Origin of the sequence: Paenibacillus radicis (ex Gao et al. 2016) (assembly GCF_014641555.1) — a bacterium.
GTDB classification, from domain to species: Bacteria; Bacillota; Bacilli; order Paenibacillales; family Paenibacillaceae; genus Pristimantibacillus; species Pristimantibacillus radicis.
Map to the genome: position 1 here is coordinate 1 of NZ_BMHY01000008.1, position 26,429 is coordinate 26,429.

Genomic DNA, 26,429 nt, shown 5'->3' on the forward strand with positions numbered 1-26,429 from the left:
CATGTAACAGCATGAAATAATGAGCTTTTCTTCAAGCACCTGTTATTTGTAGGGTAAAACTCCGGATTACGGGGGCCAAACCGAAACCGCTCGTTCAAACTGTACTTTTACATTTTGAAGCGTAAAAACGGCTATTTTCATTGAAACAAAATGCACTTTTGCATTTTGTTCGATAGGTGACCGAGCACCGCTTGCCGGATGGCACCGTGCGCCGGAAGTAAGCTGCCTTTTGCACGGTGCAAGGCGGCTATTCGCTATGTCTTTCCATACACGCGGCAGGCTTGCATCTGCTTCATGCAGCGGAAAAAGTGCGATTGCGTTTTTTGCATACGAGGGCTGTTGCGCTTCATAGTAGTCGGAAGAAGGCAATCGCTCTAGGCTCCAGCCGGCTCCTTCTCTTTGCCATAACGGATGAAAAGCCAAACGCCGAACAAGATGAATAGGCCCGCGCCAAGCTGGTAGCCGGTCAGCGGCTCCTTCAGCAGCATCCAAGCAAGCAGCGAAGCGATGACAGGCTCGCCAAGCACGGACATCGACACGGCAGCAGCCTTCATGTACTGCAGCAGCCAGTTGAACAAATAGTGGCCGAACAGCGTCGGCACGATCGCCAGCAGCAGGAAAATGCCCCATTCCTTGCTGCTATAGCCGCCGAAGGCATTGCCTTTGACAAGGTTGTAGAACGCCAGCGCCGTTGCTGCGAAGAGAAATACCCAGAAGTTATAGGCGAAGGCGTTCACTTCCTTGCGAAGCTCTTTGCCGATTAGCATATGGACAGCGACTGCGGCTGCTCCAAGGAGAGACAGCAAATCGCCAAGCAGCGCCTGTGGCGAAAGCCCGAAATCACTGGAACCGATCACGATGGAGCCGATTAAGGCGATGCCCATACCGAGCAGCATCATCCGGTTCGCTTTTGTCCGGAACAGGAAGTAGGAGCCGATCATGACGAATACAGGCTCGAGCGTAAGAATCACGGTGGAGCTCGCGACGGTCGTCAGCCGAAGGCTGGCCATCCAGAGCAGGAAGTGGAGGGCAAGCATAATGCCGGAAGCGGCAAGCCAAGCCCATTGCCGGGCGCTTAGACGGAACATGCTGCTGCGATATTTCCAGACGAAGGGTAGCAGCAGAAGGTTAGTCAAATACAAGCGATACATCGCAATGACGGCGACGTCGGCCTCCGACCAGCGGACGAAAATAGACGAGAACGAAATGCCGATAATACCGATTATAAATAGCAGCTCATGGGTTGTGAATATTTTGACGCTGCGGTTCATGCCTTGCGCGGTTTCCAATGCCGATAACACTCCAAACGGGTTGAACTTCGCCTGTAATACTACTACAGTGGGAAAGCACGTTGCAAATGGTAATTTCGTCAGCTGCTCAACGAAGCGCGGCAATTCTGGTACAATAGGAGCAGAATATGTCGGGAAAGAGGAGATTGGATGAAATTCAGGCCATGTATCGATCTGCACAGCGGCAAAGTGAAGCAAATCGTCGGGGAGACGCTCGACGAGAATCCGCAGCAGGTTGTCGAAAACTTCGTGTCGGAGCATGACTCGGCTTATTACGCTAATATGTTCAAGCGGGACGCCTTAACCGGCGGCCATGTTATCATGCTGGGCGGCGGCAATGAGGAAGCGGCGATTCAAGCGCTGCGCGCGTACCCGGGAGGTCTTCAGCTTGGCGGAGGCATCAAAGCCGAAAACGCAGCCTTTTATCTGGAGCAGGGAGCCTCGCAGGTTATTGTGACGTCTTCGATCTTCCGTGACGGCGAGCTGGATTGGGACAGTCTGAGAAGCATTGTCTCTGAGGTTGGCAAGGATAGGCTCGTCATCGATCTCAGCTGCAAGCAGCGGGACGGGGAATGGCATGTCGTCACGAATCAATGGCGTACGTTCAGCAGCCTGGTCGTGAATGAAGCGAACTTGCGGGAGCTGGAATCGTATTGCAGCGAATTTCTTATCCATGCGGTTGATGTGGAAGGAAAGCGGACAGGCATCTTGGAAAGTCTGGTTCAGCAGCTTGCGGAGTGGGTACACATTCCGACCACCTATGCAGGCGGAGCTCGCTCCATGGAAGACCTCGAATTGTTCCGGCGATTGTCGGGCGGCAAGCTGGACATTACGGTGGGCAGCGCGCTGGATATTTTCGGAGGTAATCTGTCCTACGATCAAGTCGTTGCCTATTCGGCGTCGATTCAATAAATGAGTTAAAAAAAGAGAGCCAGTTTTGCTGAGTACAGGCATATTGTGTATGCTCAGCGACTGACTCTCTTTTTGTGTTTGGAAATTAATTTGCAGTTGCGGAATCGACGGCTGCCGCAGGTTTTTGCGGCTTCTGCTGTGCTTTGAGCAGCTCGGCGTCAAAGCATTCGCGCAGCTCGACGATTTTACGCAAATCGGTCAAAACGACCTTATCCTTCAGATACTTGTCGTGGAACAGCTCCCATGTTGGGGCTGTTTTTTGCGCCATCAGCGTACGGACTGCATTTTTAACCATTCGTCTTTCTTTCGCGTTGGTATATGTATCCTTATACAGCTGCTTCCGCTCGAAATCGAGGTCCTGGAATACGGCCCGGAATACATCCGCCGTCATGCGTGCGTCGTCAAGCGCCCGGTGCGCCGTGCCTTCCGGCGTAATCTCGAGGTCCTGAAGGGCTGCTTCCACGCTGACGTCGTTCGTGACATTTTTATAGCGCAGGTAGCCTTTGAGCAGGTCGAAATAGTAGGCGGACATCCAGAAGTTGTCGTCAAGCTTGTGCATACGCGTATCATAGACGATTCGCTTCAAATCCTCGCCGCCCCAGGTGAGAAGGAGAAATTCCTCTTCGCCCCGGCCCAGCCATGCGATAAAGTCGGTAATTACTTTTTTAAATCCGCTTGCGCGGTCGATATCTTCTTGCGGGATACCTGTTTTTTTCTTGATGAAGCTATTTAGCTTGGAAAAATAAACCGGCTTGATTAAAGCCGAAAACTCATCCGTCTGACGCAATTCCGAATTAAGGCGGACAGCGCCGATCTCGATGACTTCCATAGGCAGCTCGCTCGCGAACTTGCGGCCGTTGAACTCGATATCTAGTACGATATAATCCATCGTTTTACCCCCGAATAAATGACTCCCTGCTATTTTACCACAACAGGCGGGGTAAGCACTAAATTTGACGTTTTAGTGCCTTTTTTTGATTAAATTTTAGAAAAAAGCCAATCCATAGTTTACATCCAATGTAGCATCTATATACTTAGAAGGTGGAATCACTGTGGTTATCTACACCTTGAAGGAGGACTATTTATGCAAAAAACGATTAAAATCGGCATCGTAGGATATGGAAACCTGGGTAAAGGCGTCGAAAAAGCGATCGCTCAAAACCCGGACATGGAGTTGACTGCGATCTTTACACGCAGACAGCCGGACCAGCTTCAAAGCACAGGCGGAGGCGCGAAATTCGAGCATATCTCCGCTGCTGAAACGTATAAAGGAATCATCGATGTTATGATTCTTTGCGGCGGTTCGGCAACAGACCTTCCAGAGCAAACACCGGTATTGGCTAGCATGTTCAATACGGTTGACAGCTTTGATACGCATGCCAAAATCCCTGAGTTTTACGAGTTGGTTAATGCAGCGGCTAAGCAAGCAGGTACGCTCAGCGTTATTTCTACTGGCTGGGACCCGGGCTTGTTCTCGCTCAACCGTCTGCTCGCGGAAGCTATTCTTCCAGAGGGCAAAGACTACACGTTCTGGGGCAAAGGCGTTAGCCAAGGCCACTCCGATGCGATTCGCCGCGTACCAGGCGTGAAAGCTGGCGTTCAATACACAGTGCCTGTACAAGCTGTTATTGACCGTATCCGTTCCGGCGAGACGCCAGAGCTGGAAACACGCGAGAAGCACCTTAGAGATTGCTACGTTGTAGCGGAGGAAGGCGCAGATCTGGAGCAAATCCGTCAAGCGATCGTGACGATGGAGAACTATTTTGCCGATTACGATACGACGGTTAACTTCATCACTGAAGAGCAGTTGAAAGCCGAGCACCAGGGCATGCCGCATGGCGGCTTTGTTATCCGCAGCGGTGTTACGGGTGAAAACACGAAGCAAATCATTGAGTTTGGCTTGAAGCTGGAGAGCAATCCAGAATTCACAGCCAGCGTTCTCGTTGCTTGCGCGCGTGCGGGCTACCGCATTAGCCAAGAAGGCGGCACTGGCGCGAAAACGATCTTCGATCTGCCGATCGGCTACCTGTCGCCGAAATCGGCTGAAGAGCTTCGCCGCGACCTTCTGTAATCCAGAGAGGAAGCAGCAAATATGTATAGAGAAGGGCCTTGTCCTCGGAGATTCCGGGGCAAGGCCCTTTTTTTCGCGTTAGAAGGGCTTACACAGTCATGTGGCTTTGTATGGCATCTTTGTTTTATGGTGCTGATTTTAAAATATTGCTTGTTTAAAAGTTATCGTTATTGACGTACGATTTTTAATTTTGGGCTGCGAATTGTAGTCAATTGACTTTGTTTCGGGAGGAAAATAGAGGGAGGAAACGGTCGGATATTTTATTTTTTGGTCAGGGGAAGGTTTCCTTACATTTCCTTTCGCAGTCAGGATCTGGCTTGATTTTAGGGGACGTTCACTTTCTTAAATTATTTAAATTTTAGGAATTGTAAAAGTTTGAAAGCGTTTCAAATCCTGTAGTAAAGCCGAACAATGTCAGGTTATAGAACGAATTAATCAAGGTAAAAAATAATTTTTATTGGCATGTCATAATATATATGTTTTAGTATTTATGCAACAGAGTGCAAAGTATCTTCAAAAAATGCAAATGACTCGTGAGCCAGCCAAATAAGGAGTGTGTATGACCTTGACAACAGCGGTAACAGAACAGCAAGCGACGGCAAAAAAATACGTGCAATCGGTTTTTGAGACGATCTCCAAACGCAATCACCATGAGCCTGAGTTTCTTCAAGCGGTTAAAGAAATCGTAGATTCCCTTATTCCAGTGTTTGAAAAACAGCCCCAGCTTATGGAGCTTGGTATTCTGGAAAGAATCTCAGAGCCGGAGCGCGTCGTGTATTTCCGCGTACCTTGGGTTGACGACAAAGGTAAAGTACAAGTCAACCGCGGTTACCGCGTACAGTTCAACAGCGCACTTGGTCCATACAAGGGCGGTCTGCGTTTCCATCCTTCCGTTAATGCCAGCATTATCAAGTTTTTGGGCTTCGAGCAAATTTTCAAAAACAGCTTGACCGGCCAACCGATTGGCGGCGGCAAAGGCGGCTCCGATTTTGATCCAAAAGGCAAGTCGGACAACGAAATCATGCGCTTTACACAAAGCTTCATGACAGAGCTGTACAAATACCTCGGACCAGACGTTGACGTACCAGCAGGCGACATCGGTGTTGGCGCTCGTGAGATCGGCTTCATGTTCGGTCAATACAAACGCATTCGCGGCGGTCACGAAGCTGGCGTACTTACAGGTAAAGGCCTTGGCTACGGCGGCAGCTTGGCTCGTAAAGAAGCAACAGGCTACGGCACTGTATACTTCGTACAAGAAATGCTTGCTTCCAAAGGACTTAGCTTCAACGGCAGCCGGGTTGTCGTATCCGGTTCCGGTAACGTATCGATCTATGCGATCGAGAAAGCTCAGCAATTGGGCGCTCATGTTGTTGCTTGCAGCGACTCCAACGGTTACATCATCGACGAAGACGGCATCAAACTGGATACCGTTAAACGTCTGAAAGAAGAAGAACGTAAACGGATTAGCGATTATGTATTAGAGCATCCGAATGCGGTTTATGTGGAAGGCTGCCAAGGTATTTGGTCGGTCGCTTGTGATATTGCACTTCCTTGTGCAACACAAAACGAAATCGACGAGAATGATGCGGCTAAGCTGATTGAAGGCGGAGTTAAAGCAATTGGTGAAGGTGCGAACATGCCTTCGACGCTGGAAGCGATTGACGTATTCCTGAAAAACGACGTATTGTTTGGACCAGCGAAAGCTGCCAATGCAGGCGGCGTAGCGGTATCGTCGCTGGAAATGTCGCAAAACAGCATGCGTTTGTCTTGGACTTTCGAAGAAGTTGACGCGAAACTGCATATCATCATGAAAAACATCTACGACAACAGCGTTAAAGCAGCTGAAGAATTCGGCTACCCGGGCAACCTCGTAGTTGGCGCAAACATCGCAGGCTTCATGCGTGTTGCCAATGCAATGGTATCCCAAGGCGTTGTGTAAAATATACGGATTGTAAAGAAGGATTGGACCTTATCAAATGGCTGTTTACGGCCATTTGATAAGGTCCTTTTTTTACGTTTAGCGTGTTAGCAAGTATGCTGATAGTTGCATTGGCAGTCGTGTTGGCAGTGCTGTCAGCTGGCGTGTCAGCAAGCGTGTCACAGGAAACGTACCGCAGCTGACATAGCTGCTAGGCCGGGTGTAATTTGCGAAGCTGCTTCGCTAAATAGTGAAGCTGGGTTCGCTCTAGAGGCTTGTTTGAAGGACTGAAATGGGATTAGCGAAGCTAGCTTCGCTTTCCGTGAACCTAGGTTCTCCAATAGCGAAAAAGGGTTCGCTATCACGCCCCGGGGCACTGTCAGTATAGTGCTGCAGCGAAGTTCGCTTCGCTGTATTGCGAATCTGATTCGCTATAGGCTGTAATAAGTGCCAGCATACAGCTGTAACGAAATTCACTTCGCTATATTGCGAACATGGTTCGCTAAATGCATTGTTTGAGCCAGCCGGGTGATGATAGCGAAGCTGCTTCGCTAAATAGTGAAGCTAGGTTCGCTCTAGAGGCTTGTTTGAAGGACTGAAATGGGATTAGTGAAGCTAGCTTCGCTTTCCGTGAAACTAGGTTCTCCAATGCGAAAAAGGGTTCGCTGTACGCCTCAGGACAGTATCTGGATAGAGCTGTAGCGAAGTTCACTTCGCTGTATAGCGAACCTGATTCGCTATAGGTCATTGTCAGTGCCAGCATAGAGCTGTAGCGAAGTTCACTTCGCTGTATTGCGAACCTGATTCGCTATAGGCCATTGTCAGAGCCAGCATACAGCTGTAGCGAAATTCACTTCGCTATATTACGAACATGGTTCGCTAAATGCATTGTTTGAGCCAGCCGGGTGATGATTGCGAACCTGATTCGCTATAGGCCATTGTCAGTGCCAGTATAGAGCTGTAGCGAAGTTCGTTTCGCTATAGGCTGTAGTAAGTGCCAGCATAGAGCTGTAGCGAAGTTCGCTTCGCTATATTGCGAACATGATTCGCTGTAGCAGGTAATAGTTGGTGGAGAATGAGATGGGGATGTGTAGAGAGGTAAGTTAGTGGGAATGAGACCAGTATGGGGTAAGCTGCAGGGTAAGTTGTTGGGTGCGCGCCGATTGATCAAGGTACGTATCTTAAGTAACCATGATGAGTTGTTGAGGAACAAGCCGACCGCTGGAGTAGCTCGTGTGACGTTATCTGTCGGCGATCAATCGAGTATTAGTTAGTTTGGTTAATGCGCTCTAGAGGCAGGAGGTTGGGGAGCGCGCAGAGTGATCAAAGTACGTTACTTGAGTAACCAGGATCATGTGGTTTTAGGAGCCTATCGACGGATTTACCAGCGAATGAACGTTGTAGCAGCTGTTGAGTAACTGTAGCTAACAGAGTAGTGTTAGATTAGCTGAACTAATCTGAGGTATATTGGGCTGAACTAATCTGAGCTATGCCGATCTGAGCTGACGCCCAGAGCAAATCATTAGATACTTAGTTCATTAATCTAGTTAATCCAATCGAGACAACCGATGCAGTGAGCTCGACTTTAGCGTCCAGAAGAAGACAAAAGCGGCCTTCTTCGCAGGAGGCCGCTCACAATTCAAAATAGCTAACTATTCACTCCGCCAATGCGAATCTCCCGCTTTGACGCATCAGGCTCGGCAAATGCAAGCAGACGCTCACCTTCGGCGGCTAAAGCTTCTTTTTCCGCTGCCGAGTGCTCACTGAATAGTTCAATATGAAGAATGGCAACGATGCCATCCTTCTCTTTCAGGTTCTCCAGCCGCCAGATTCCGGTTACAAAACCGTCGACCAGTATCGTGGCTTTAATAATACCGTTCACCGTAAAAACAAGCGGTTTATACTCGTCTGGCAGAATGCGCGATCTGTCCGCATAGGAGAGAAGCATGTTGTCGAACTCGGATAAAAATCGCGGAGGGGCGGGAGTATCAGGATCGGGTAAGGACATGTCCGCCAGATCGAACAGCTCGACGCCATTATCGTCGCGGTAGACGACAAGCTGGCCGCGCAGCCGCTGTACATGCGCCCGTAAGCCAGTCAAGCCGCACCATGTTTGCATGTCTTTGACGGAAGCCGGCCCGAACGCGGCAAGGTAGCGGAGAATAAGCCTCTCCGGCTCAACGCTCTCGGAAAGCGGCTGGCCGAGCCAAGCTTCGGCAGTCGTATGGCGGGCTTGTCCGCTTTTGCCCCAAATGCCTCTGGGCGGCACCTGTATGAGAGGCAGCACTGCTCTTGAAATTTGCGCCAAGGTCCCGGATTCGTGTCCGGGAGCGAGCGGCTGCAGCAATTCGCCAAGCTCCTGGAAGCTGAGTGGGTCTTGTTCCACATGTATACGGCTCGCTTCCGCTATCACGGTTATATCGACGCCTTCGAGACGTTTGCGATAGGCGCTTCGAAATGCCTGATCCAGCATGGGTTGCAGAACGGGACGCATCCAGAGACAGTCTTCGGCGCTGACGAGATGAATCGTTGAACGCATGAGACTGATACGGACGGCCTCACGACTAAGGAGCAATTCGGCGAGCTGCTCCTGACGGAAATTGCTCAGCCGCGTCCATAATGCAAAGTAAGGCGGGAGCGGCGCCTGGGACTGCAAGCCGGCCAAATGCTCGATGGCCTCAAGGACACCCATATTGGAACGACGCAGCAGGAGCTGACGATCCAGCAGAGCGCGGTTAAGGGCTCTACGGCTTAAAAGCTGAGGCTCCGCTGAGGCAGAGCGTTGCAACGGATTCTTTTTCATGACAGAGGCGGCTTCCTTTCTGCTTGCATGCCCCGGCGGGCAACATATCTTTTCCAATAATTATAGTTAACTTTATAATGGATGAAAAGAAACGATCAGGAGGAGCGATCATATGGCTAAACAACCGTTGCTTACCGAACAAGAGCTGCAGGAGGCGTTGTCCAGCGCGGAAGGCTGGAGACTCGAAGGGGAAAAATGGCTCGTGAAATCGTATCTGCATCCTACTTTCCCAGAAGCTGTCGATTTCGTTAACCGGGTAGCCGAGGCTGCAGAGGAAGAAGAGCATCATCCGTTCATTGCGATCGAATATCGGAGAGTCCAATTGAAGCTGACCACTTGGCATTCCGGAGGCTTGACTCAGCTGGACCTCATAATGGCCCGAAGATGCGATACACTTTTTATAAAATAATACCTACTATTCTTATTGGTTATATAGTACAATATGACTAGATAAAGCAACAGGATTTCTCATCCCTATCATAGATAATGGAGGATTGAAAAAGATGACTCAGACGGATACCCCCGTTCCTTCCGTTCCGCTGCCGCTCGTGCGCTTCAACACTTGGGTAACGCTGGCTTTTGTAGTCGTTAGCTGGCTGACCGGCCAGGCTTGGATTCTCATACTGCCGATTGTGTATAACGGACTTGGTGCGGCGGCAGGCTGGAATCCGCTTATCGTATTGGCCAAACAGTTCTTCAACAGGCCTCCATCCTCATATGTATCGGAAGAAAAAGCACAGCTGCGCTTTAATCTGACGCTCAGCACCTCGATGCTGGCAGCAGCGCTCATAAGCGCATTGGCGGGCTGGACCGTTGGCTACTATATTTTCACGATCATGCCTGCACTGGCGATGATCGCAATGCTGGCCGGCTTTTGCATCGGCTGCGTAATTCGTTACCGGTGGCAGCAATACCGTTATTCCAAAAGCAAAGCTTAGTTAACTAGGCTTGTCCTGTCCTGTCGATAGCTTCATAGAAACGCCAAAAAAACCGTTCCATACCGGAACGGTTTTTTTGGTCATGCATCCATTAAGGATTGGCGTGCACATAAATAATATTGGCGTAAAAAATGCGCAGCTCATACGTAAAGCCGCTTTCTTCAAAGGAGACGAGAATATAATCATTGCCTACACGTTCAAGAATTCCGATGACGGCAAGCTGGCCGAATCCGTTGGTTACGACCGTTACTTCAGAGCCGATAAGCGGAATTAAATCGCCGGAAATCGTAGTTGCCATTTGCGTCACACTCCTTGCGGGCTTAAATCCTCGATATTAGTAATAAAAGCGAGCGGAATCGTCATCGTCGTCCCGGCGCTGGTCAAAAAGGTGGCGATCGTCTGCTGAACGCTCGTAACCGTGCATGCCATGCCTGTAGGCTGACCCGGCGTCATGACGTTAATAAGTGTCCCAGCGGCCAGATAACCGTCTAGCAGTGTGATAAGCTCGGCAAAGTCGCCCGATGGTCCCGGAGGTCCTGGAGGCCCAGCAGGGCCGTCTGCACCGGGTACACCTTGTGCCCCTTGCGGTCCAGCGGGTCCGGCAATGCCTTGCGGCCCCGGCGGACCCTGCAAGCCTTGTGAGCCGTCGGCGCCCGGAAGACCCGGATCGCCCTGCACTCCCGGCGGCCCAGCGAGGCCTTGCGGTCCAGCAGGTCCAGCCAGTCCCTGCGGACCAGGTACACCGGATACGCCCGGCATGCCGTCAACGCCTGCAGGCCCGGCTGCTCCACGCATGCCATCGGTTCCGGGAGGTCCGGAACTGCCGGGCGAACCGTGAATGCCTCTAGGTCCCCGTTTGCACTTGATTACCTTAATAATGATTTTCTTGCGTTTACGGTGACATTTCCGGCGATGATGCGGGTGTCGCTTTTTTCTTTTTCGAACGGGCTTGCATCTTCTTTTGCGTGTTTTCTCCGAGTTATTCCGTTGGACATGCTCCACAAGCTTAACCAAAGAATTAGGGTCTTTCAGCCAGATTAAGTTATGCTGCTTAGGCCTCCGTCTGATCGGAGCAATCATCAGCCTACATCCTCCTCCGCAAAAGCTGTTTCTATTAATTTATCCGTTGCAGCGGCGGAGTGGACTAGTGATATGTCCTATTTTTGCGCACATTTTCGCGGCAGCGGAAAGAGGGAGAACCATTGCTGAAACCGCTTAAAGCGAATATAATAAAACGGTAATGATCATACCTTTTCGAACAAATGCACACGCAATGCGCCGACTTCAAGTCTAATCCACGTAATTGGCGCACAATATGAGGGGGATTATCGAGATGAAGAAGATACGAGTGCTGCAGCAGCTCGCCGACGCAGGCGTTGTTGCCGTTCTCCGCGCCGATTCGCCGGAGGAAGTGGCAGAAATGGCCCGTCATGCTATTAAAGGCGGCATTAAAGCGATTGAAATTACAATGACAGTTCCGTTCGCGCTTCGCGCTATCGAGGAGCTGTCTAAACAATATTCCAGCTCGGCGTCGCCGGATGCCGACAACTATGCCATTATCGGCGTCGGCACGGTGCTTGACCCGGAAACGGCCCGCGCAGCTATACTGAGCGGTGCGGAATTCGTTGTGGCTCCGGCGCTCAATCCTGATACGATCAAGCTATGCAACCGCTACTCCATTCCAATGATGCCGGGGACGATGACGGTTCATGAGATTCAAAGTGCACTCGAGCTCGGTGCAGATATTGTTAAATTGTTCCCGGGCAACCTGTTCTCGCCAAGCGTCATTCCGTCCATTAAAGGCCCGCTGCCGCAAGCGAATATTATGCCAACGGGCGGCGTATCGCTGGAAAACTTGAAGGACTGGATCAAAGCCGGCGCCGTTGCGGTAGGCATTGGCTCCGACTTGACGAAGGAAGCGGTCCAAAAGGGCGATTTCACGCTCATCGAGAAAAAAGCCGGTGCGTATATGGAAGCTTACCGCAGCGCCAAAGGGCTGTAATCGCAGCCAAGCACAGGCACAGTGCTGCCTGAATAGGAGACAAGCCTCTTGAAGCACCGGAATAATCCGGCTCGGGAGGCTTTCTTTTATGCGACAAACTCATCCCGCATTGCACCAATAAATAAGAAGATTCGATGAAATAGCGGACGCCGTATTGAAATGGTCGCTTTGTTATGTATAAAGTAGTAATATGTGCTTGGAAAAGACGAAGGAGGCTGTAATCATGGAATTCCGGATTGAGAAAGACACGATGGGCGAAATCAAGGTTCCTGCGGACAAGCTGTGGGGCGCGCAAACGCAGCGCAGCTTGCAAAACTTTAAAATTAGCGGCGAACGTATGCCGATTCAAGCTGTCTATGCGATGGCAATCGTGAAGAAAGCGGCGGCTAACGCCAACCTGAAGCTGGGCGTGCTGGATGAAGTGAAGGCAGGCGTGATCGGCGAAGCGGTCGATGAGATTTTGGCCGGCAAATGGGATGAAGAGTTCCCGCTCGTCGTATGGCAGACAGGCAGCGGCACGCAAACGAATATGAACGTGAACGAGGTGGTTGCACACCGCGCCAACCAATTGCTGCAAGAACGCGGCAGCTCCGTACGCATTCACCCGAATGACGACGTCAACCGCTCGCAAAGCTCCAATGATACATTCCCGGCTGCCCTGCATATTGCAGGAGTCATTGAGGTAGAGGACCGTTTGCTACCTGCGATTGACGTCTTAAGCCGTACTTTTCAAGAGAAACAAGAGAAGTTCGCGAACATCGTGAAGATCGGCAGAACGCATCTGCAGGATGCAACGCCGATTACGCTTGGCCAAGAAATTAGCGGCTGGCACGCGATGCTGGAGAAAACACGCAGCATGATCGTACAAAGCGTTGATACGATGCGTGAACTGGCGCTTGGCGGCACTGCGGTTGGCACAGGCTTGAACGCTCACCCGGATTTTGCTGTAGAAGTGGCGGCTGAAGTGACGGCGTTGACAGGCAAAACCTTCATCACTGCGCCAAACAAATTCCACTCGCTGACGAGCCATGATCAAATTACTTACGCTCACGGCGCGATCAAAGCGCTGGCGGCGGATCTGATGAAAATCGCTAACGACGTTAGATGGCTGGCCAGCGGTCCGCGCTGCGGCATCGGCGAAATTTCGATTCCAGAGAACGAGCCGGGCAGCTCCATTATGCCGGGCAAAGTGAATCCGACGCAAAGTGAAGCGATTACGATGGCGGTATGCCAAGTGTTCGGTAACGATGCTACGATCTCGTTCGCTGCAAGCCAAGGCAATTTCGAACTGAACGTATTCAAACCGGTTATTATCTACAACTTCCTGCAATCCGTTGCGTTGATGGCGGACGGCATGATTTCCTTCAATGACAACTGTGCGGTCGGTATCGAGCCGAACGAAGCGGTTATCAAGCGCAACCTGGATCAATCGCTTATGCTCGTTACGGCGCTCAATCCGCATATCGGCTACGAGAATGCGGCAGCGATCGCTAAAAACGCGCATAAAAAAGGTTTGACGCTGAAAGAATCCGCAATTGCGAGCGGCCTGCTTACTTCCGAGCAATTCGATGAGTATGTGAAGCCAGAAGCGATGATCGGTACGCGTAAATAAATTCGGTTACCATTCCCCCTATCTCGAAAGCACGCGAAAGCCTGCCTCCGGGAAAGGGGGATTTTTATTTGGGGGAAAAGACGCCGGAATCCGCTCCGAACCGTGATCGAACACGCGGATTATGGTATGATACGGTTGGTAAGCCGAACCAAGGCGAGCCATCAATCCGATGCAAAGTAGGTTGTACACATGCATTTATTATCTGTTGAACATATAACGAAAAGCTATGGCGAAAAAATGCTGTTCGAAGACGTCACGTTTGGGGTCGAGGAAGGCGAGAAGATCGGCATCATCGGCGTTAACGGCACAGGCAAGTCAACTTTTCTGAAGGTGATAGCGGGAATTGAGCCCGCCGATTCCGGGAATATCTCGATCGGCAATCGCGTGACGGTGCGCATGCTGGCTCAAGACCCTGTATTTGAGCAAGGCGAGACAGCGCTGGAGCATGTGCTTGGAGGCCAGTCGCCGCAGCTTCGTGCCGTGCGGGACTATGCCAGCGCGCTTGCTGCCATTGAGCTGAATCCGAATGACGAAGCGCTGCAGCAGCAGCTTATCTCGGCGAACCAGCGCATGGACGAATGGGACGCGTGGACGCTGGAAAGCGATGCGAAAGTTGCGCTTGCTAAGCTCGGCATTCTTAATTTCGACGATAAGGTCGACACCATGTCAGGCGGTCAGCGCAAGCGGGTTGCGATGGCGGCTGCACTGCTGCAGCCATCCGACATTCTCATACTGGATGAGCCTACCAACCATATCGACAACGATTCTGTTGCCTGGCTGGAAAGCATGCTGCAAAAGCGCAAAGGCGCGCTGCTTATGATTACCCATGACCGGTATTTCCTTGATCGGGTCAGCAACCGCGTTATTGAGCTGGATAAAGGCCGGGCGCATTTCTATGAAGCCAACTACAGCCGTTTTCTGGAGCTGAAGCTGGAGCGTGAAGAACGCGAGGCGGCTTCGGAGGACAAGCGGCAAAACCTGCTGCGCAACGAGCTGGCTTGGATTCGTCGCGGTGCGAAAGCAAGGACGACGAAGCAAAAGGCCCGAATTGACCGCTTTGAAGCGTTGAAAGCGCAGGCTCCCAAACAATCGGGCGGCAAAATGGACGTATCCGTTGCTTCCTCGCGACTCGGCAAAAAGATTATCGAAATCGAGAGCGTCTCGAAGCGCTTTGGCGAGCGCACGCTCATTCGCGATTTCAGCTACATTGCAGTGCCGGAGGACCGCGTCGGCATTGTTGGCCGCAACGGCAGCGGCAAGTCGACGCTGCTTAAGCTCATTGAAGGCAGATTGCAGCCGGATGCGGGCTCTGTCGTGCTCGGACCGACCGTTAAGCTCGGCTGGTTCTCGCAGGAGCATGAAGAGATGGATGAGTCGCTGCGCGTCATCGAATATATTCGCGAGGGTGCGGAGCAGGTCAAGACGGCGGATGGGCTGATGATATCGGCTGGGCAAATGCTGGAGCGGTTTCTGTTTGCTCCGGCGATGCAGTGGTCGCTTATTGCTAAGCTGTCCGGCGGAGAGAAACGCCGTTTGCAGCTGCTGCGCGTACTGATGAATGCGCCTAACGTACTGCTGCTTGACGAGCCTACCAATGATTTGGACATCGCCACTTTGTCCGTGTTGGAAGATTATTTGGACGACTTCCCGGGCGTCGTATTCGTCGTCTCTCATGACCGCTATTTCCTCGATCGGACAGTCGATAAAATATTGGCGTTCGAAGGCGAAGGAACGATCACTCAGCATACCGGCAATTACTCTGAGTATCAGGAATTTGTCGCCAAGCATGGCAGTGAATCTGCTGCAACTGGTTCAGGCAAAGCGGCTGCAGCAGCCGGCAAACCGAATGCAAGCGCTGGCGCTGAGAAGACAGAAGCGGCGCCGCGCTCATCGGAGAAGGCGCTGCGTATGTCGTATAAGGAGCAGAAGGATTATGAGCAGATCGATGGCTGGATCGCTGAAACGGAAGAGGCGTTGAATGCCATCGCCGGACGGATGGATGCATCCGGAAGTGATTCCGTGCTCCTGCAGCAGCTTATTGAAGAGCAGCAGCAGCTTGAGGCCAAGCTGGATCAACTGCTGGAGCGTTGGACTGAATTGAATGAACTGGCGGAACGGATTGCCGAGCAGAAGAAAAACTGATCTTTGCGCCTTTTACGAAAGCTTACAACATGAGGGCTTTGCTGCCCGATAGGAGACGATGGGAATGACGGACCAAATTCGTAATATTTACTGCATCGGGCGCAATTATCGCCTGCATGCGCTGGAACTGGGCAATGAGGTGCCGGATTCGCCGCTCGTCTTCACGAAGCCGTCCCATGCAGTTGTTCCAATGAATGGCAATGTCGTTACACTGCCTGCTGACCGAGGTGAAGTGCATTTCGAGCTGGAGCTCGTGCTGCGAATCGGGAAAGCGCTCCAGCCAGGCATGAAGCCGGATGAATGCGTCGACGGCTTGGCGCTGGGGCTGGATTTGACGCTGCGTGATGTGCAAAGCAAGCTGAAGGCGAAAGGCCAGCCTTGGCTGGAAGCCAAAGGCTTCAAAAATTCGGCACCGCTGGGCGGCTGGGTGCCGTATCCGGGCGAAGAGGCATTAAAGATGAGCAGCTTTAAGCTGATTCGCAATGGGGAACAAGCACAGCTGGGCAATTCCGGCGACATGCTGTTTGGCATTTCTGAACTGATTACTCACATCGATAACGCTTATGGACTGGGACGCGGCGATTTGATCTTTACCGGAACGCCAGCTGGCGTAGCGGCCCTTCAGGATGGCGATGTGCTGGAAGCTTATTTGGACGACAAACTTGCGGCCAACTGCACAATTAAACTGTCGTAATCGACAGACATATTAGAAGTCTTGGAACAAAAATAGGGGCAGCCACCGTAGGGAAATGAATCCGACGGTGACTGCCCCTATTTTGCCGGGAGCCGGTATTCTATCAATTAAGCATTGAAAGCTCTAAGCATCCATACATGCTTCTCGAGCGTCGTGTGGACGGCGAGCAGCATATCGGCTGTCGTCTCGTCTCCGGCTTCTTGAGCGATGCCCATTCCTTCTTTCAGCTCATCAATGATGGTGGAGAAGTCGGCAATTAGCGAATCGACCATTTGGGTAGCTGATTCTCCGCCGCTGGCTTCCTTGATGCTGGATGTTTTCAAATACTCCGACATCGTGGCGAGCGGCTTGCCTTGCAGCGCCAGCAGTCGTTCAGCCAGCTCATCGACATGAAGCGCAGCCTCCTCGTAAAACTCCTGGAATTTCACATGCAGCGTAAAAAACTGCGTTCCTTTTACATACCAGTGATAGTTATGGAGCTTAACGTAAAGCACGCTCCAGTTGGCGATTTGTTTGTTCAAAACGGCTTGAGTCGAAGTCGTTGTCGTTGTAGTAATAATGATCTCATCCTTTCTCCGCTTATTGTGCGCCCTTCCAGCGCTTTCATGCAAAGGAAGCGGGCAACGTTATTAATTATATTAATTCCTTGTTTATAATTATTACAAATAACGAAGCCAATGTCAAGCATCCTTCTTCTTATTTACCCTCGAGCCGGCTGCATGAAACAAAAAAAGGTACAACCGCCGTTTTTCAACGTGGTTGCACCTTTTCATTTACGGACGAAGGATCGTCCTTATGCACGATAGCATTGCCATTTATTTTATCTCTCAACATGTTGAGTATACTACGTTCTGAGGCAATAAACTACCTTTTTATGCGAAAAAAATTAAGCTTTAACGGCTGTTTGCAGGCTATGAGCCTCTTCCAGATACCGTTCGCAGTCTAAAGCTGCCATACAGCCGCTGCCTGCTGCTGTAATCGCCTGACGATATTTATTGTCCTGTACGTCGCCGCAAGCGAATACGCCAGGGATATTCGTCTCCGAAGTGCCAGGCTTCACGATGATGTAGCCTTGCTCGTCTGTCGTGATTTGACCATTAAGGAAACCGGTGTTAGGCGTATGGCCGATTGCGATAAAGACGCCATCGGACTCGATCAATTCTTCTTCGCCAGTCTCGTTGTTGCGTACTTTCATGCCTTGCAGTCCTTGCTCGCCAGCAACAACTTCAAGCGGTGTGCGATTCAGGTTCCAGCTGATTTTCTCATTGCTGCGAGCGCGGTCCTGCATGATTTTGGAGGCACGCAGCTCTTCGCGGCGATTCACAACCGTTACTTCGGATGCGAAACGGGTCAGGAATCCGGCTTCTTCCATTGCAGAGTCGCCGCCGCCGACGATAATCAGCTTTTTACCGCGGAAGAAGAAACCGTCGCAAGTTGCGCAAGTGCTGACACCGCGGCCAATGTTGTCTTGCTCGCCTGGAATACCGAGGTATTTGGCTGAAGCGCCTGTTGAGATAATAACAGACTCCGCTTTCAACTCGCCGATGCCTTCTACGTCAAGCGTGTAAGGGCGTTCGCTGAAATCCACGCTTTTCACAGAGCCCGTACGGAACGTAGCGCCGAAGCGCTGCGCTTGTTTGCGCATATTGGACATCAGCTCGCTGCCGAGAATACCTTCAGGGAAGCCTGGGAAGTTCTCGATCTCTGTCGTTGTAGTCAACTGTCCGCCAGGCTGCCAGCCTTCGATAACGAGAGGCTCCATATTAGCGCGCGCCAGATAGATCGCCGCCGTTAATCCGGCAGGGCCGGTACCGATAATAATTGTTTTATGCATCGTAATCCCTCCATTTGTTACGGTTTCGGTTACACTTTCTAGTTTAAAATTATTGTAATCTAGATGAAATGTCAACAATGTTCATCTTAAATTCATGTAGCTATATTATGGTTAGAAAGAATGCTGGAAATAGGGGGAATTATGGTGCCAAAAATACTAGTCGTCGATGACGATCCGAATATTCGCGAGCTGGTCATTCTTTTTTTGCGGAGAGAAGGCTATGAGATTATTGAGGCAAAGGATGGCGAGGAAGCGCTGGCTTGGCTGGAGGAGGTACGTCCTGATCTTGCCATCATCGACGTCATGATGCCGCGTATGGACGGATGGGCGCTTTGCTCGGCTTTGAGAGAATATTATGATCTGCCCATATTGATGCTGACGGCAAAAGGGGAGACCGCGCAAAAGGTAAAGGGATTTGAACTGGGTGCTGACGATTATGTGGTCAAGCCCTTTGATCCGCCTGAATTGATCGTACGGGTCAAGGCGCTGCTGAAGCGGTATCGGATCGCCTCCTCGAAGACGGTAGATTTCGGACGGATCACGATGAATCGAAGCGAGTATCAGACGTTGGCCGGCGGAGCAGAGGTCATGATGCCGCCAAAGGAATTCGAGCTGTTGTTCAAGCTGGGAAGCTATCCCGGCAAAACCTTTTCCAGAGAGCATCTGATCGAGCAGCTGTGGGGGATGGATTATGAAGGAGATGAACGGACGGTGGACGTGCATATCAAGCGCCTTCGCGAGCGGTTTCCCGAAGAGAAGTCGGGTTTTCGGATCGTGACGATCCGTGGACTGGGCTACCGGCTGGAGGAGTCGTTATGATACGCAGTCTTTATGTCCGCATCACGATTACCTTTCTTATTATTGTGCTGGTCAGCATGGGGATCGCTTTCTTTATGGCAAATTTGCTGTTTCAACGCGATATGAAGGGGAAGTTTGGCGGCTCAATGGAGCATACGATCGATCGAATCGAGCAGCTGTATACGGGATCTGCCCCTCGCTCGCTGCCTGTATTTCTAGAGCAGGTCGCCAACCTGCAAGGGTTGACGCTAGTTGCGGTTGGGCGGAATGGCATGCTCATTTCGGTGGGGCTCAATCGTGATTCGCTCGTTAATCACTTAACGAGAGAGACACTGACGAGCGTTTTTGCAGGACAGACGGTACAAGTAGCGATTGGCGAGGAGGGGGAGGACAAGCCCAGCAAGCCTCCGGCAATCGGAAGAACCGTCCGGTTCGGGAACATGGATTGGGCGTTATTCGTGACGCCAGACCGAGCCATGGAAGTGAGAAGCTTCCAGCGCAATACGTTTACAATTCTGACAACGGTGCTGGTAGTCGGGGGCATCTTAATTTTAGTAGCCGCCAGATACTTGGTGAAGCCGCTCAAAATGATGACAGCGGCAACGACGCGAATCGCCAAAGGCGATTTTGACGTCCAGCTCCCGCTGCAGCGCGGGGATGAGCTTGGCGAGCTGGCCGACAGCATTAACCGGATGGCGGTCGGGTTGTCGCAGCTTGAAATGATGAGACAGGACTTTGTCTCCAATGTCTCGCATGAAATCCAATCACCACTGACGTCAATCGGCGGCTTTGCGGAGGCGCTGCGCAGCGAGCAATTGACCGAGGCGGAGCGGGGAAGATATGTCGGCATCATCAAGCAGGAGAGCAGCCGGCTGTCGAGGTTAAGCGAGAACCTGCTCAAGCTCGCCTCTCTTGATTCACAGCAGCATCCTTATGCTCCGGCGCCATACCGGCTGGATCGGCAGCTTCGTGATACGGTGCTGTCCTGCGAGCCGCATTGGGTAGCGAAGCAGCAAACGGTGGAGCTGTTTCTGGAGGAGACGATCATTACAGCAGACGAGGATCAGCTGAGCCAGGTATGGATTAATTTGTTGACGAACAGCATGAAATTTACGCCGGAGGGCGGCCATATTTCATTTCATTTAACCGAGCATGAAGGCTTCGCCATCGTCCGGATTGCCGATTCCGGCAGCGGGATTCCGCCGGAAGACCGCGAGCGCGTATTTGAACGTTTCTATAAGTCGGATGCCTCCCGTGATCGAACGCTTGGCGGCAGCGGGCTGGGCCTGTCAATCGTCCATAAGATCGTTGGCATTCACGGCGGGACGATCGAGATTGAAGAAGGGGAAGGTGAGGGAGCGGTATTCATCGTCCGGCTGCCAGTTGCGCTATAGGGATGGATAAATATTGGAAGACGAGTTATGATGGATGCATATATTTTTCTGAAGGACGGGGGCTAGGCGGATGAAACAAACGGTACGCAAAGCGATAATACCTGCTGGCGGTTTGGGGACGAGGTTTTTGCCTGCAACCAAAGCGCAGCCGAAAGAGATGCTTCCGATTATCGATAAACCGGCTATTCAATATATTGTGGAAGAAGCGGTGCAATCGGGCATTGACAGCATCGTAATCGTGAGCGGGCGTCATAAGAGAGCGATAGAGGATCATTTCGACAAATCCTTCGAGCTCGAGGCGGAGCTGGAGGAACGGGGCAATGAGCAAATGCTGGCCATCGTTCAGGAAATCTCCAAGCTGGCAGACATTTATTACGTGCGCCAAAAGGAGCCGCTTGGTCTCGGTCATGCCGTGCTGTGTGCAAGACGCTTCATCGGGGACGAACCATTTGCCGTATTGCTCGGCGACGATATCCTGAAATCCGATCCGCCTTGCTTGAAGCAGATGATGGACGTGTATGAGAAGCGGCAAACCTCTGTAATAGCGGTTACGGAAGTTCCTTGGGAACAGACGCATAAATACGGGATTGTCGATTTCGAGCCAGGCAATAAAGACGGCCTCCTGCGCGATTTGGTGGAGAAGCCGATGCAAGGACATGCGCCTTCCAATTGGGCTGTCGTCGGACGTTATGTGCTGGAGCCCGCCATTTTCGATTTGCTGGAGCGGGCCGTCCCAGGCAAAGCTGGTGAAATTCAATTGACCGACAGCCTGCAGAAGCTGAATCGTATTTCGCCGCTCATTGGCCATCGGTTTACGGGCAAGCGCCATGATGTGGGGGACAAGCTAGGCTTTGTGCAAGCGACGATCGATTTTGCACTGGAGCGCGAGGATTTGTCCGACGATGTAAAACGGTACTTATTGGAGCGGTTAGCTCAATTATCTTAGTGGCAGAAAACGTTCCAGCATAGGGGAACGTTTTTTGCTCGAATGAAATGGAAGCGTTCACATTATAGGGTGGAGGAGATTTCATGAGTCGAAAATATGCAATCGGCATCGATTTTGGCACGCAATCCGGCCGTGCCGTTCTGGTGGATCTATCGAATGGAGAGGAAATGGCTGAGCATGTAACGCCTTACCGCCATCTTGTAATCGATGAAAGACTTCCAGTATCCGGCGTCAAGCTGGAGCATGACTGGGCGCTGCAGCATCCTATGGATTACATGGAAGTGCTGGGGCAATCCGTACCGGAGGTGCTGAAGCTATCTGGCGTTTCGGCAGAGCATGTGATCGGAATCGGCGTCGATTTTACCGCGTGCACCATTATGCCGATTGATGCGGCCGGTGTTCCGCTATGCCTATTGGATGCGTATCAGGCTAATCCGCATAGCTGGGTGAAGCTATGGAAGCATCACGCCGCGCAGCCGGAAGCGAACCTTGTGAACGAACTCGCGGCGGAACGCGGCGAGCGGTTTCTTGCGCGTCATGGCGGCAAAGTATCGTCCGAATGGATGATTGCGAAGGTTTGGCAAGTGTTGAATGAAGCTCCTGACATTTATGAAACAGCGGATCAGTTCGTTGAGGCCGCCGATTGGGTCATCGGCCAAATGACCGGACGTATCGTCAGAAACAGCTGTACAGCCGGCTACAAGGCGAACTGGCATAAGCAGGAAGGCTACCCGAGCCGGGAATTTTTTGCGGCATTGGATGCTAGGCTTGCTGATTTGGCGGAGACGAAGCTGCGCGGGGAAGTAGTGCCGCTAGGATCGAAGGCAGGCGAGCTTACCGCAGAGCAGGCGGAGCGAATGGGATTGATGCCGGGTACAGCAATTGCGGTTGGCATCATTGATGCGCATGCGGCTGTGCCCGGCTTGGGTGTCGTGACACCCGGCAAGCTCGTGATGGCGATGGGTACCTCGATTTGCCATCTGCTGCTTGGAACGGAGGAGAAGGTTGTAGAAGGCATGTGCGGCGTCGTCGAAGACGGTATCATACCGGGTTATTTCGGCTATGAGGCGGGGCAAGCCGCGGCGGGTGATATATTCGAATGGTACGTCGAAGAAGCGCTTCCCGCCTATGTGCGTGATGAGGCGCAGCGCGAAGGGGAGAGTGTTCATACGTATTTGGAGCGGCAAGCATCCTTGCTGAATGTTGGACAATCCGGGCTGCTGGCGCTCGACTGGTGGAACGGCAACCGGTCTGTGCTGGTCGACACCGACTTAACGGGGACGATTATCGGCTTGACGCTGTCATCGAAGCCCTGGGAAATCTATCGATCCCTGCTTGAAGCTGCCGCATTCGGTACCCGTAAAATCGTTGACGCCTTTCACGGCAGCGGCATAGAAATCCATGAGCTGTACGCTTGCGGCGGCCTGCCGCAAAAGAACCGGCTGCTTATGCAGATTTATGCGGATGTGACGAATCGCGAAATTAAAGTGGCCGCTTCGAAACAAACGACTGCTATTGGAGCGGCGATGTTTGGAGCTGTGGCAGCAGGGGCTGACAGAGGCGGCTACGACAGCATCGTCGATGCCGCGGAGCGTATGGCCCGCGTCCAAGAAGAGAGTTACAAGCCTATTCCGGCGAATGTAGCGGTTTATGAGAAGCTGTATGCGGAATATCATGCACTGCATGATTATTTTGGGCGCGGCGCCAATGATGTGATGAAACGGCTGAAGGCGATAAAAGAATCAGCTGCGGATAAAAGTGTAATGCAGGAGCAAGCAAATTAATTGAAAAATAACCTTCTCCAGCCGACTGCTTGGAGAAGGCTATTTTTTATGGAAAAGAAGAGGTAAGGCATGCTATAATTTGCTCAACCAAGGCTTTAGGAGGAGATTCAGGTGAATGGAAGACCTCTAGCAGAAGAGTATGAAGGATACAATAAAGCCTATGTTGAGCTGGTGCCGGATTGCAATATTAAGGATTATCTGGGCAAGCAGTTGGATGACATGACCGCTTTCTTGAGCGAAATTCCTGAAGAGCTAGGCGATTACAGCTACGCGCCAGGGAAATGGACGCTGAAGGAAGTGATTGGACATATATCGGATAATGAACGCATTATGAGCTATCGCTTGCTCGTTATCGCACGGGGTGAACAGCAGGTGCTTCCTGGCTATGACCAGGACCCGTACATGGCGACGGTCGATTACAGCGGGAACACATTGGGTCAATTGATTGAAGATTTCGTGTTAGCCCGCCGTGCCTCGCTATCAATGATTGGTTTGCTTTCCGAAGAAGCAATGCTTCGTACAGGCACAGCAAACGGAAGGGTGTCAGTTCGAGCGCTCGCTTATATTTTGGCCGGGCACGCCCAGCATCATTGGAATGGCATTGTAAGCAATTATTTGAAGTAACGAACGAAGCGGCAGTCCGGAGCTTGCTGGTGGAGCTCATAAAGGGCTGCTTTTTTCTATTTTTTTAGCGAGTGAAAAAGGGCCATTAAAACTAGTTTAATAGACAATTGATCGTTTTCTTCCATTTTTTAAATTTTTCCATCATTTAAAAATGGAGATCATTTACTTTTTCAAGTAGAATAGAGAGAAGCATGAGAGAGAGAACTACGGCGGCAGGAGTTGAATAGAAGTGTATTGCCAGCATTGCGATAGAAAGCACGAGCCCGACGCAGTATTTTGCAGCCAATGCGGCAAGAGACTGGCGATTGCGGAGCGAGCGAATGAAACGTCGTTGGAGGAACAAGCCCGGCAGCAATTGAATACGGGTATGACGCAGTCCGGGGCCGCGATAGAAGCGGATGTTTCGGTGCGAACAAAGGCAGGCCGCAAGCCGGTTATGATCGGACTGATTCCTGTATTTATTTTCATCCTTACAGCAACGGCTGTATGCTCCTATTTCCTATATGAAACGAAACGTAATGAACAGGTAAATCAGTGGCATGAAGCCGCAAAGCAGGACGCGCTGCTTGGGAAGTATGAGGAAGCGCTGCACCGGTTGAAAGAGGCTTCCAAGCTGCGTCCGAAATACGCTTCTTTGGCAGCCGACACCGTCGTTGTTGAGGAAGCGATTGCCTTTCAGCATTCGATCGACGACATTAGCAGCAGGATGAGCCGCAATGAGCTGACGGATGCGGAACCGCTGCTCAATCAGTTGAAGCAGCAGCTTCGAGGCCGGGAAGAGCAAGCTTTTACCGTCATTCGGGAGCAGCTTTCAGAGCTGATTGTCCGAATGACAGTCGGTCAGATCGAGAGGGATCTGGACTCGCTTCAAACCGTTGAGGCATTGGCCACTAAGCTGAACCAAGTGAAAGGACTGTCCGGAAAAGAGGCACTTTCGCTGCAGCAGCAAATCGAAGCGAAAATCGTCTCAATCAGCTATAAGCAGGCTGAATTGCAGATGAAAAAGAAAAGCTTCTCGGACGCTCTGGCGACAGTACAGCTGGGGATGAATTATGCTGCGGAGAACGAGCAATTGGCGACACTCTACGGCCGGATTCAGAAGGAGAAGCAGAAGTTCGAACAAGATGAGCAGAAGCGAATCGAGAACGCGATGCAGAAAGCGGCGGAAGAGGATCTGATTAATCAGACGGCAGCCGTCGAAGTGCTGCATGTCGGAACAAGGCGGGACGAGAACGGCGACTTCCATATTGATGGACAGCTGAAGAATGCGGCGACACGGCCGATTTATTCGGTTTCGGTCGAGTATACGGTTCACGACAGCCAAGGCAAAAAAATCGAATCAGGCAAAGTGGATGCAACGCCTAAATATATTGAGGCCGGAGAGACGTTCAATTTCACCGCTGTTGTTCATGGCGTTGAGGACGAGCATGCCAAAGTTGTTATTGACCATGCAACCTGGTATTTGGATTAAAGGATTGTAGGCGGGAGACGAGAAGATGAGAAAAGCAACGTGGATCAGCATCCTTGCATCTGCTGCCGTACTGCTGGCGGGGTCAGGGGCGGCCTATGCTGTGCATACAGAGGTGCCAAAGCAGCTTACAGGCGGTCCGCTGCTGGCAGATACACAGCGCGGCAGCGCGCCAAAGTCGTTGAAGGATATCATTTATGAGACACAAAAGCTGGTCGTTATGATTGAGACCAAGGATGGGACGCAAGGCTCAGGTTTTCTCTACAACAACCAAGGAGACCTCATTACGAATGCGCATGTCGTGAGCGGGGTCAAAAAGGTCATTATAAAAACAGCCGACGCCAGAGAACTGGAGGGCGAGGTCATCGGTATTAGTACGGACATTGATGTGGCTGTTGTCCGGGTTCCTGATCTTGCAGGTATGGAGCCGCTGCAAATGGTGCGCTCAGAGAAGGCGGAAGTGGGCGATGAGGTCATTGCAGTGGGCAGTCCGTTAGGCTTTCAGAATACAGTCACGACCGGCATTATTAGCGGTCTTGGCCGCAGCTTTGAGATAGAGCCGTATACGTACAAAGATCTGTATCAAATATCGGCGCCAATCGCGCCGGGCAATAGCGGCGGCCCATTGGTGAGCAAGCGGACGGGCGAGGTGCTTGGCATCAACTCGGCAGGCATAGAGGAGAGCTCCATCGGCTTCAGCATTCCGATTGTCAACGTGCTGGAGCTGGCGGAGGCTTGGTCGGCCGAACCGATGACCTCGCTGCCGGAGCTGGCTTTTACAGACGATAATGGCGTCGTACAGCAGGACGCTTCGATAAGCGAATATGCCGGATATTTGGTTACCCACTTCTATGACAGCTTGAACAATGCCGACTATGTGTACGCCTATTCGCTGCTTGGCGGCAATTGGAAGCTTGGCACAAGCTATGAGGAGTTTAGAGAAGGTTATATGGGTACGCGCAACGTTGTCATCGACGACATGCATGTTACAACCAAAGGTGATGATGAAGCGACGGTGGCCGCAGTCCTTTCGGTGGATGAACGGGTGGATGGCGAATACAAGCTGAGCAAGTATCAGGTTACTTACGAGGTCGGCTATGAGAACGATCAGCTGAAGCTTATTATTGGCAAAGGGAAAGCGATTTTGCAGGATAAAAAACGGACATGATGTTGAGCTTGTATGCGAAAAAAAGTGCAGTG

General features: G+C 51.5%; 24 protein-coding genes. 16 read left to right on the top strand and 8 right to left on the bottom strand.

Features of this window, described 5'->3' with window-relative positions:
- Positions 1–66 precede the first annotated feature (66 nt).
- Both IEX98_RS19125 and IEX98_RS19130 read right to left on the bottom strand, forming a co-directional pair.
- A complete protein-coding gene (locus IEX98_RS19125) occupies positions 67–369 on the bottom strand; it encodes a hypothetical protein (protein WP_188890810.1) in 303 nt (100 codons plus the stop codon).
- A 5-nt stretch (positions 370–374) separates the two neighbouring features.
- Positions 375–1,271: a DMT family transporter gene (locus IEX98_RS19130; protein WP_188891008.1), complete on the bottom strand. Its 897-nt coding sequence runs from the start codon at positions 1,269–1,271 to the stop codon at positions 375–377.
- A gap of 168 nt (positions 1,272–1,439) precedes the next feature.
- Here IEX98_RS19130 and hisA point away from each other — a divergent pair, with 168 nt between their 5' ends.
- Positions 1,440–2,201 carry a phosphoribosylformimino-5-aminoimidazole carboxamide ribotide isomerase gene (hisA, locus tag IEX98_RS19135; protein WP_188890811.1) on the top strand — a complete coding sequence of 254 codons (762 nt, stop codon included), beginning with the start codon at positions 1,440–1,442 and terminating at the stop codon, positions 2,199–2,201.
- An 85-nt stretch (positions 2,202–2,286) separates the two neighbouring features.
- On the opposite strand, the gene IEX98_RS19140 is transcribed toward hisA, so the two are convergent.
- Entirely contained in the window at positions 2,287–3,090 is an 804-nt protein-coding gene (locus tag IEX98_RS19140) for a 3'-5' exonuclease (RefSeq protein ID WP_188890812.1), read from the bottom strand.
- Between the two features lie 195 nt (positions 3,091–3,285).
- On the opposite strand from IEX98_RS19140, the gene IEX98_RS19145 reads away from it, so the two are divergent.
- Entirely contained in the window at positions 3,286–4,272 is a 987-nt protein-coding gene (locus tag IEX98_RS19145) for a diaminopimelate dehydrogenase (protein WP_188890813.1), read from the top strand.
- Between the two features lie 559 nt (positions 4,273–4,831).
- The gene (gdhA, locus tag IEX98_RS19150; RefSeq protein WP_188890814.1) at positions 4,832–6,211 is read left to right on the top strand and encodes an NADP-specific glutamate dehydrogenase; all 1,380 of its coding nucleotides are present in this window, start codon (positions 4,832–4,834) and stop codon (positions 6,209–6,211) included.
- Between the two features lie 1,627 nt (positions 6,212–7,838).
- On the opposite strand, the gene IEX98_RS19155 is transcribed toward gdhA, so the two are convergent.
- Entirely contained in the window at positions 7,839–8,993 is a 1,155-nt protein-coding gene (locus IEX98_RS19155) for a winged helix DNA-binding domain-containing protein (RefSeq protein WP_188890815.1), read from the bottom strand.
- Positions 8,994–9,105: 112 nt separating this feature from the next.
- Here IEX98_RS19155 and IEX98_RS19160 point away from each other — a divergent pair, with 112 nt between their 5' ends.
- Together IEX98_RS19160 and IEX98_RS19165 are read left to right on the top strand one after the other, a co-directional pair.
- Positions 9,106–9,402, top strand: coding sequence for a 4a-hydroxytetrahydrobiopterin dehydratase (locus IEX98_RS19160; RefSeq protein ID WP_188890816.1), 297 nt, complete (start codon positions 9,106–9,108; stop codon positions 9,400–9,402).
- A 94-nt stretch (positions 9,403–9,496) separates the two neighbouring features.
- Positions 9,497–9,931, top strand: a complete 435-nt coding sequence (locus IEX98_RS19165) for a DUF4395 domain-containing protein (protein WP_188890817.1) — start codon at positions 9,497–9,499, stop codon at positions 9,929–9,931.
- A gap of 91 nt (positions 9,932–10,022) precedes the next feature.
- Here IEX98_RS19165 and IEX98_RS19170 read toward each other — a convergent pair whose 3' ends face one another.
- Together IEX98_RS19170 and IEX98_RS19175 are read right to left on the bottom strand one after the other, a co-directional pair.
- Complete coding sequence (locus IEX98_RS19170) at positions 10,023–10,229, bottom strand: hypothetical protein (RefSeq protein WP_188890818.1); 207 nt, start codon at positions 10,227–10,229, stop codon at positions 10,023–10,025.
- 5 nt (positions 10,230–10,234) lie between these two features.
- The gene (locus tag IEX98_RS19175; protein ID WP_188890819.1) at positions 10,235–11,011 is read right to left on the bottom strand and encodes a collagen-like protein; all 777 of its coding nucleotides are present in this window, start codon (positions 11,009–11,011) and stop codon (positions 10,235–10,237) included.
- A 253-nt stretch (positions 11,012–11,264) separates the two neighbouring features.
- On the opposite strand from IEX98_RS19175, the gene IEX98_RS19180 reads away from it, so the two are divergent.
- The 4 genes from IEX98_RS19180 to IEX98_RS19195 all read left to right on the top strand — a co-directional run bounded on the left by IEX98_RS19180 (position 11,265) and on the right by IEX98_RS19195 (position 16,381).
- Complete coding sequence (locus IEX98_RS19180; RefSeq protein WP_188890820.1) at positions 11,265–11,933, top strand: bifunctional 2-keto-4-hydroxyglutarate aldolase/2-keto-3-deoxy-6-phosphogluconate aldolase; 669 nt, start codon at positions 11,265–11,267, stop codon at positions 11,931–11,933.
- Positions 11,934–12,156: 223 nt separating this feature from the next.
- A complete protein-coding gene (gene fumC / locus IEX98_RS19185) occupies positions 12,157–13,545 on the top strand; it encodes a class II fumarate hydratase (protein WP_188890821.1) in 1,389 nt (462 codons plus the stop codon).
- Positions 13,546–13,734: 189 nt separating this feature from the next.
- Positions 13,735–15,687, top strand: coding sequence for an ABC-F family ATP-binding cassette domain-containing protein (locus tag IEX98_RS19190; protein ID WP_188890822.1), 1,953 nt, complete (start codon positions 13,735–13,737; stop codon positions 15,685–15,687).
- A 64-nt stretch (positions 15,688–15,751) separates the two neighbouring features.
- A complete protein-coding gene (locus tag IEX98_RS19195; protein WP_188890823.1) occupies positions 15,752–16,381 on the top strand; it encodes a fumarylacetoacetate hydrolase family protein in 630 nt (209 codons plus the stop codon).
- Between the two features lie 107 nt (positions 16,382–16,488).
- On the opposite strand, the gene IEX98_RS19200 is transcribed toward IEX98_RS19195, so the two are convergent.
- On the bottom strand, positions 16,489–16,938 hold the full coding sequence (locus tag IEX98_RS19200) for a Dps family protein (RefSeq protein WP_188891009.1): 450 nt from the start codon (positions 16,936–16,938) through the stop codon (positions 16,489–16,491).
- 329 nt (positions 16,939–17,267) lie between these two features.
- A complete protein-coding gene (gene trxB, locus IEX98_RS19205) occupies positions 17,268–18,215 on the bottom strand; it encodes a thioredoxin-disulfide reductase (protein WP_042167333.1) in 948 nt (315 codons plus the stop codon).
- Positions 18,216–18,359: 144 nt separating this feature from the next.
- On the opposite strand from trxB, the gene IEX98_RS19210 reads away from it, so the two are divergent.
- The 7 genes from IEX98_RS19210 to IEX98_RS19240 all read left to right on the top strand — a co-directional run bounded on the left by IEX98_RS19210 (position 18,360) and on the right by IEX98_RS19240 (position 26,397).
- The gene (locus IEX98_RS19210; RefSeq protein ID WP_188891010.1) at positions 18,360–19,034 is read left to right on the top strand and encodes a response regulator transcription factor; all 675 of its coding nucleotides are present in this window, start codon (positions 18,360–18,362) and stop codon (positions 19,032–19,034) included.
- Complete coding sequence (locus tag IEX98_RS19215; protein WP_188890824.1) at positions 19,031–20,407, top strand: sensor histidine kinase; 1,377 nt, start codon at positions 19,031–19,033, stop codon at positions 20,405–20,407. The genes IEX98_RS19210 and IEX98_RS19215 overlap by 4 nt, the downstream gene beginning before the upstream one ends.
- A gap of 70 nt (positions 20,408–20,477) precedes the next feature.
- Positions 20,478–21,353: a UTP--glucose-1-phosphate uridylyltransferase GalU gene (gene galU, locus IEX98_RS19220; RefSeq protein ID WP_188890825.1), complete on the top strand. Its 876-nt coding sequence runs from the start codon at positions 20,478–20,480 to the stop codon at positions 21,351–21,353.
- A gap of 83 nt (positions 21,354–21,436) precedes the next feature.
- Positions 21,437–23,137 (top strand): ribulokinase, encoded by a 1,701-nt coding sequence (locus tag IEX98_RS19225; RefSeq protein ID WP_188890826.1) that lies wholly within the window; start codon positions 21,437–21,439, stop codon positions 23,135–23,137.
- Positions 23,138–23,248: 111 nt separating this feature from the next.
- Complete coding sequence (locus tag IEX98_RS19230) at positions 23,249–23,761, top strand: DinB family protein (RefSeq protein ID WP_188890827.1); 513 nt, start codon at positions 23,249–23,251, stop codon at positions 23,759–23,761.
- A 229-nt stretch (positions 23,762–23,990) separates the two neighbouring features.
- Positions 23,991–25,232, top strand: a complete 1,242-nt coding sequence (locus IEX98_RS19235) for an FxLYD domain-containing protein (protein ID WP_188890828.1) — start codon at positions 23,991–23,993, stop codon at positions 25,230–25,232.
- 25 nt (positions 25,233–25,257) lie between these two features.
- Positions 25,258–26,397 (top strand): S1C family serine protease, encoded by a 1,140-nt coding sequence (locus IEX98_RS19240; protein ID WP_188890829.1) that lies wholly within the window; start codon positions 25,258–25,260, stop codon positions 26,395–26,397.
- The last annotated feature ends 32 nt before the right edge of the window (positions 26,398–26,429 follow it).

Excerpts from the sequence above, each read along its gene's own strand:
- IEX98_RS19225 (WP_188890826.1), top strand. The coding sequence starts at position 21,437 with ATGAGTCGAAAATATGCAATCGGCATCGATTTTGGCACGCAATCCGGC.
- gdhA (WP_188890814.1), top strand. The coding sequence starts at position 4,832 with ATGACCTTGACAACAGCGGTAACAGAACAGCAAGCGACGGCAAAAAAA.
- IEX98_RS19180 (WP_188890820.1), top strand. The coding sequence starts at position 11,265 with ATGAAGAAGATACGAGTGCTGCAGCAGCTCGCCGACGCAGGCGTTGTT.
- IEX98_RS19195 (WP_188890823.1), top strand. The coding sequence starts at position 15,752 with ATGACGGACCAAATTCGTAATATTTACTGCATCGGGCGCAATTATCGC.
- IEX98_RS19160 (WP_188890816.1), top strand. The coding sequence starts at position 9,106 with ATGGCTAAACAACCGTTGCTTACCGAACAAGAGCTGCAGGAGGCGTTG.
- IEX98_RS19240 (WP_188890829.1), top strand. The coding sequence starts at position 25,258 with ATGAGAAAAGCAACGTGGATCAGCATCCTTGCATCTGCTGCCGTACTG.
- trxB (WP_042167333.1), bottom strand. The coding sequence starts at position 18,215 with ATGCATAAAACAATTATTATCGGTACCGGCCCTGCCGGATTAACGGCG.
- IEX98_RS19145 (WP_188890813.1), top strand. The coding sequence starts at position 3,286 with ATGCAAAAAACGATTAAAATCGGCATCGTAGGATATGGAAACCTGGGT.
- IEX98_RS19155 (WP_188890815.1), bottom strand. The coding sequence starts at position 8,993 with ATGAAAAAGAATCCGTTGCAACGCTCTGCCTCAGCGGAGCCTCAGCTT.
- fumC (WP_188890821.1), top strand. The coding sequence starts at position 12,157 with ATGGAATTCCGGATTGAGAAAGACACGATGGGCGAAATCAAGGTTCCT.
- IEX98_RS19170 (WP_188890818.1), bottom strand. The coding sequence starts at position 10,229 with ATGGCAACTACGATTTCCGGCGATTTAATTCCGCTTATCGGCTCTGAA.
- IEX98_RS19190 (WP_188890822.1), top strand. The coding sequence starts at position 13,735 with ATGCATTTATTATCTGTTGAACATATAACGAAAAGCTATGGCGAAAAA.
- IEX98_RS19215 (WP_188890824.1), top strand. The coding sequence starts at position 19,031 with ATGATACGCAGTCTTTATGTCCGCATCACGATTACCTTTCTTATTATT.
- hisA (WP_188890811.1), top strand. The coding sequence starts at position 1,440 with ATGAAATTCAGGCCATGTATCGATCTGCACAGCGGCAAAGTGAAGCAA.
- IEX98_RS19165 (WP_188890817.1), top strand. The coding sequence starts at position 9,497 with ATGACTCAGACGGATACCCCCGTTCCTTCCGTTCCGCTGCCGCTCGTG.
- IEX98_RS19175 (WP_188890819.1), bottom strand. The coding sequence starts at position 11,011 with ATGATTGCTCCGATCAGACGGAGGCCTAAGCAGCATAACTTAATCTGG.
- IEX98_RS19130 (WP_188891008.1), bottom strand. The coding sequence starts at position 1,271 with ATGAACCGCAGCGTCAAAATATTCACAACCCATGAGCTGCTATTTATA.
- galU (WP_188890825.1), top strand. The coding sequence starts at position 20,478 with ATGAAACAAACGGTACGCAAAGCGATAATACCTGCTGGCGGTTTGGGG.
- IEX98_RS19140 (WP_188890812.1), bottom strand. The coding sequence starts at position 3,090 with ATGGATTATATCGTACTAGATATCGAGTTCAACGGCCGCAAGTTCGCG.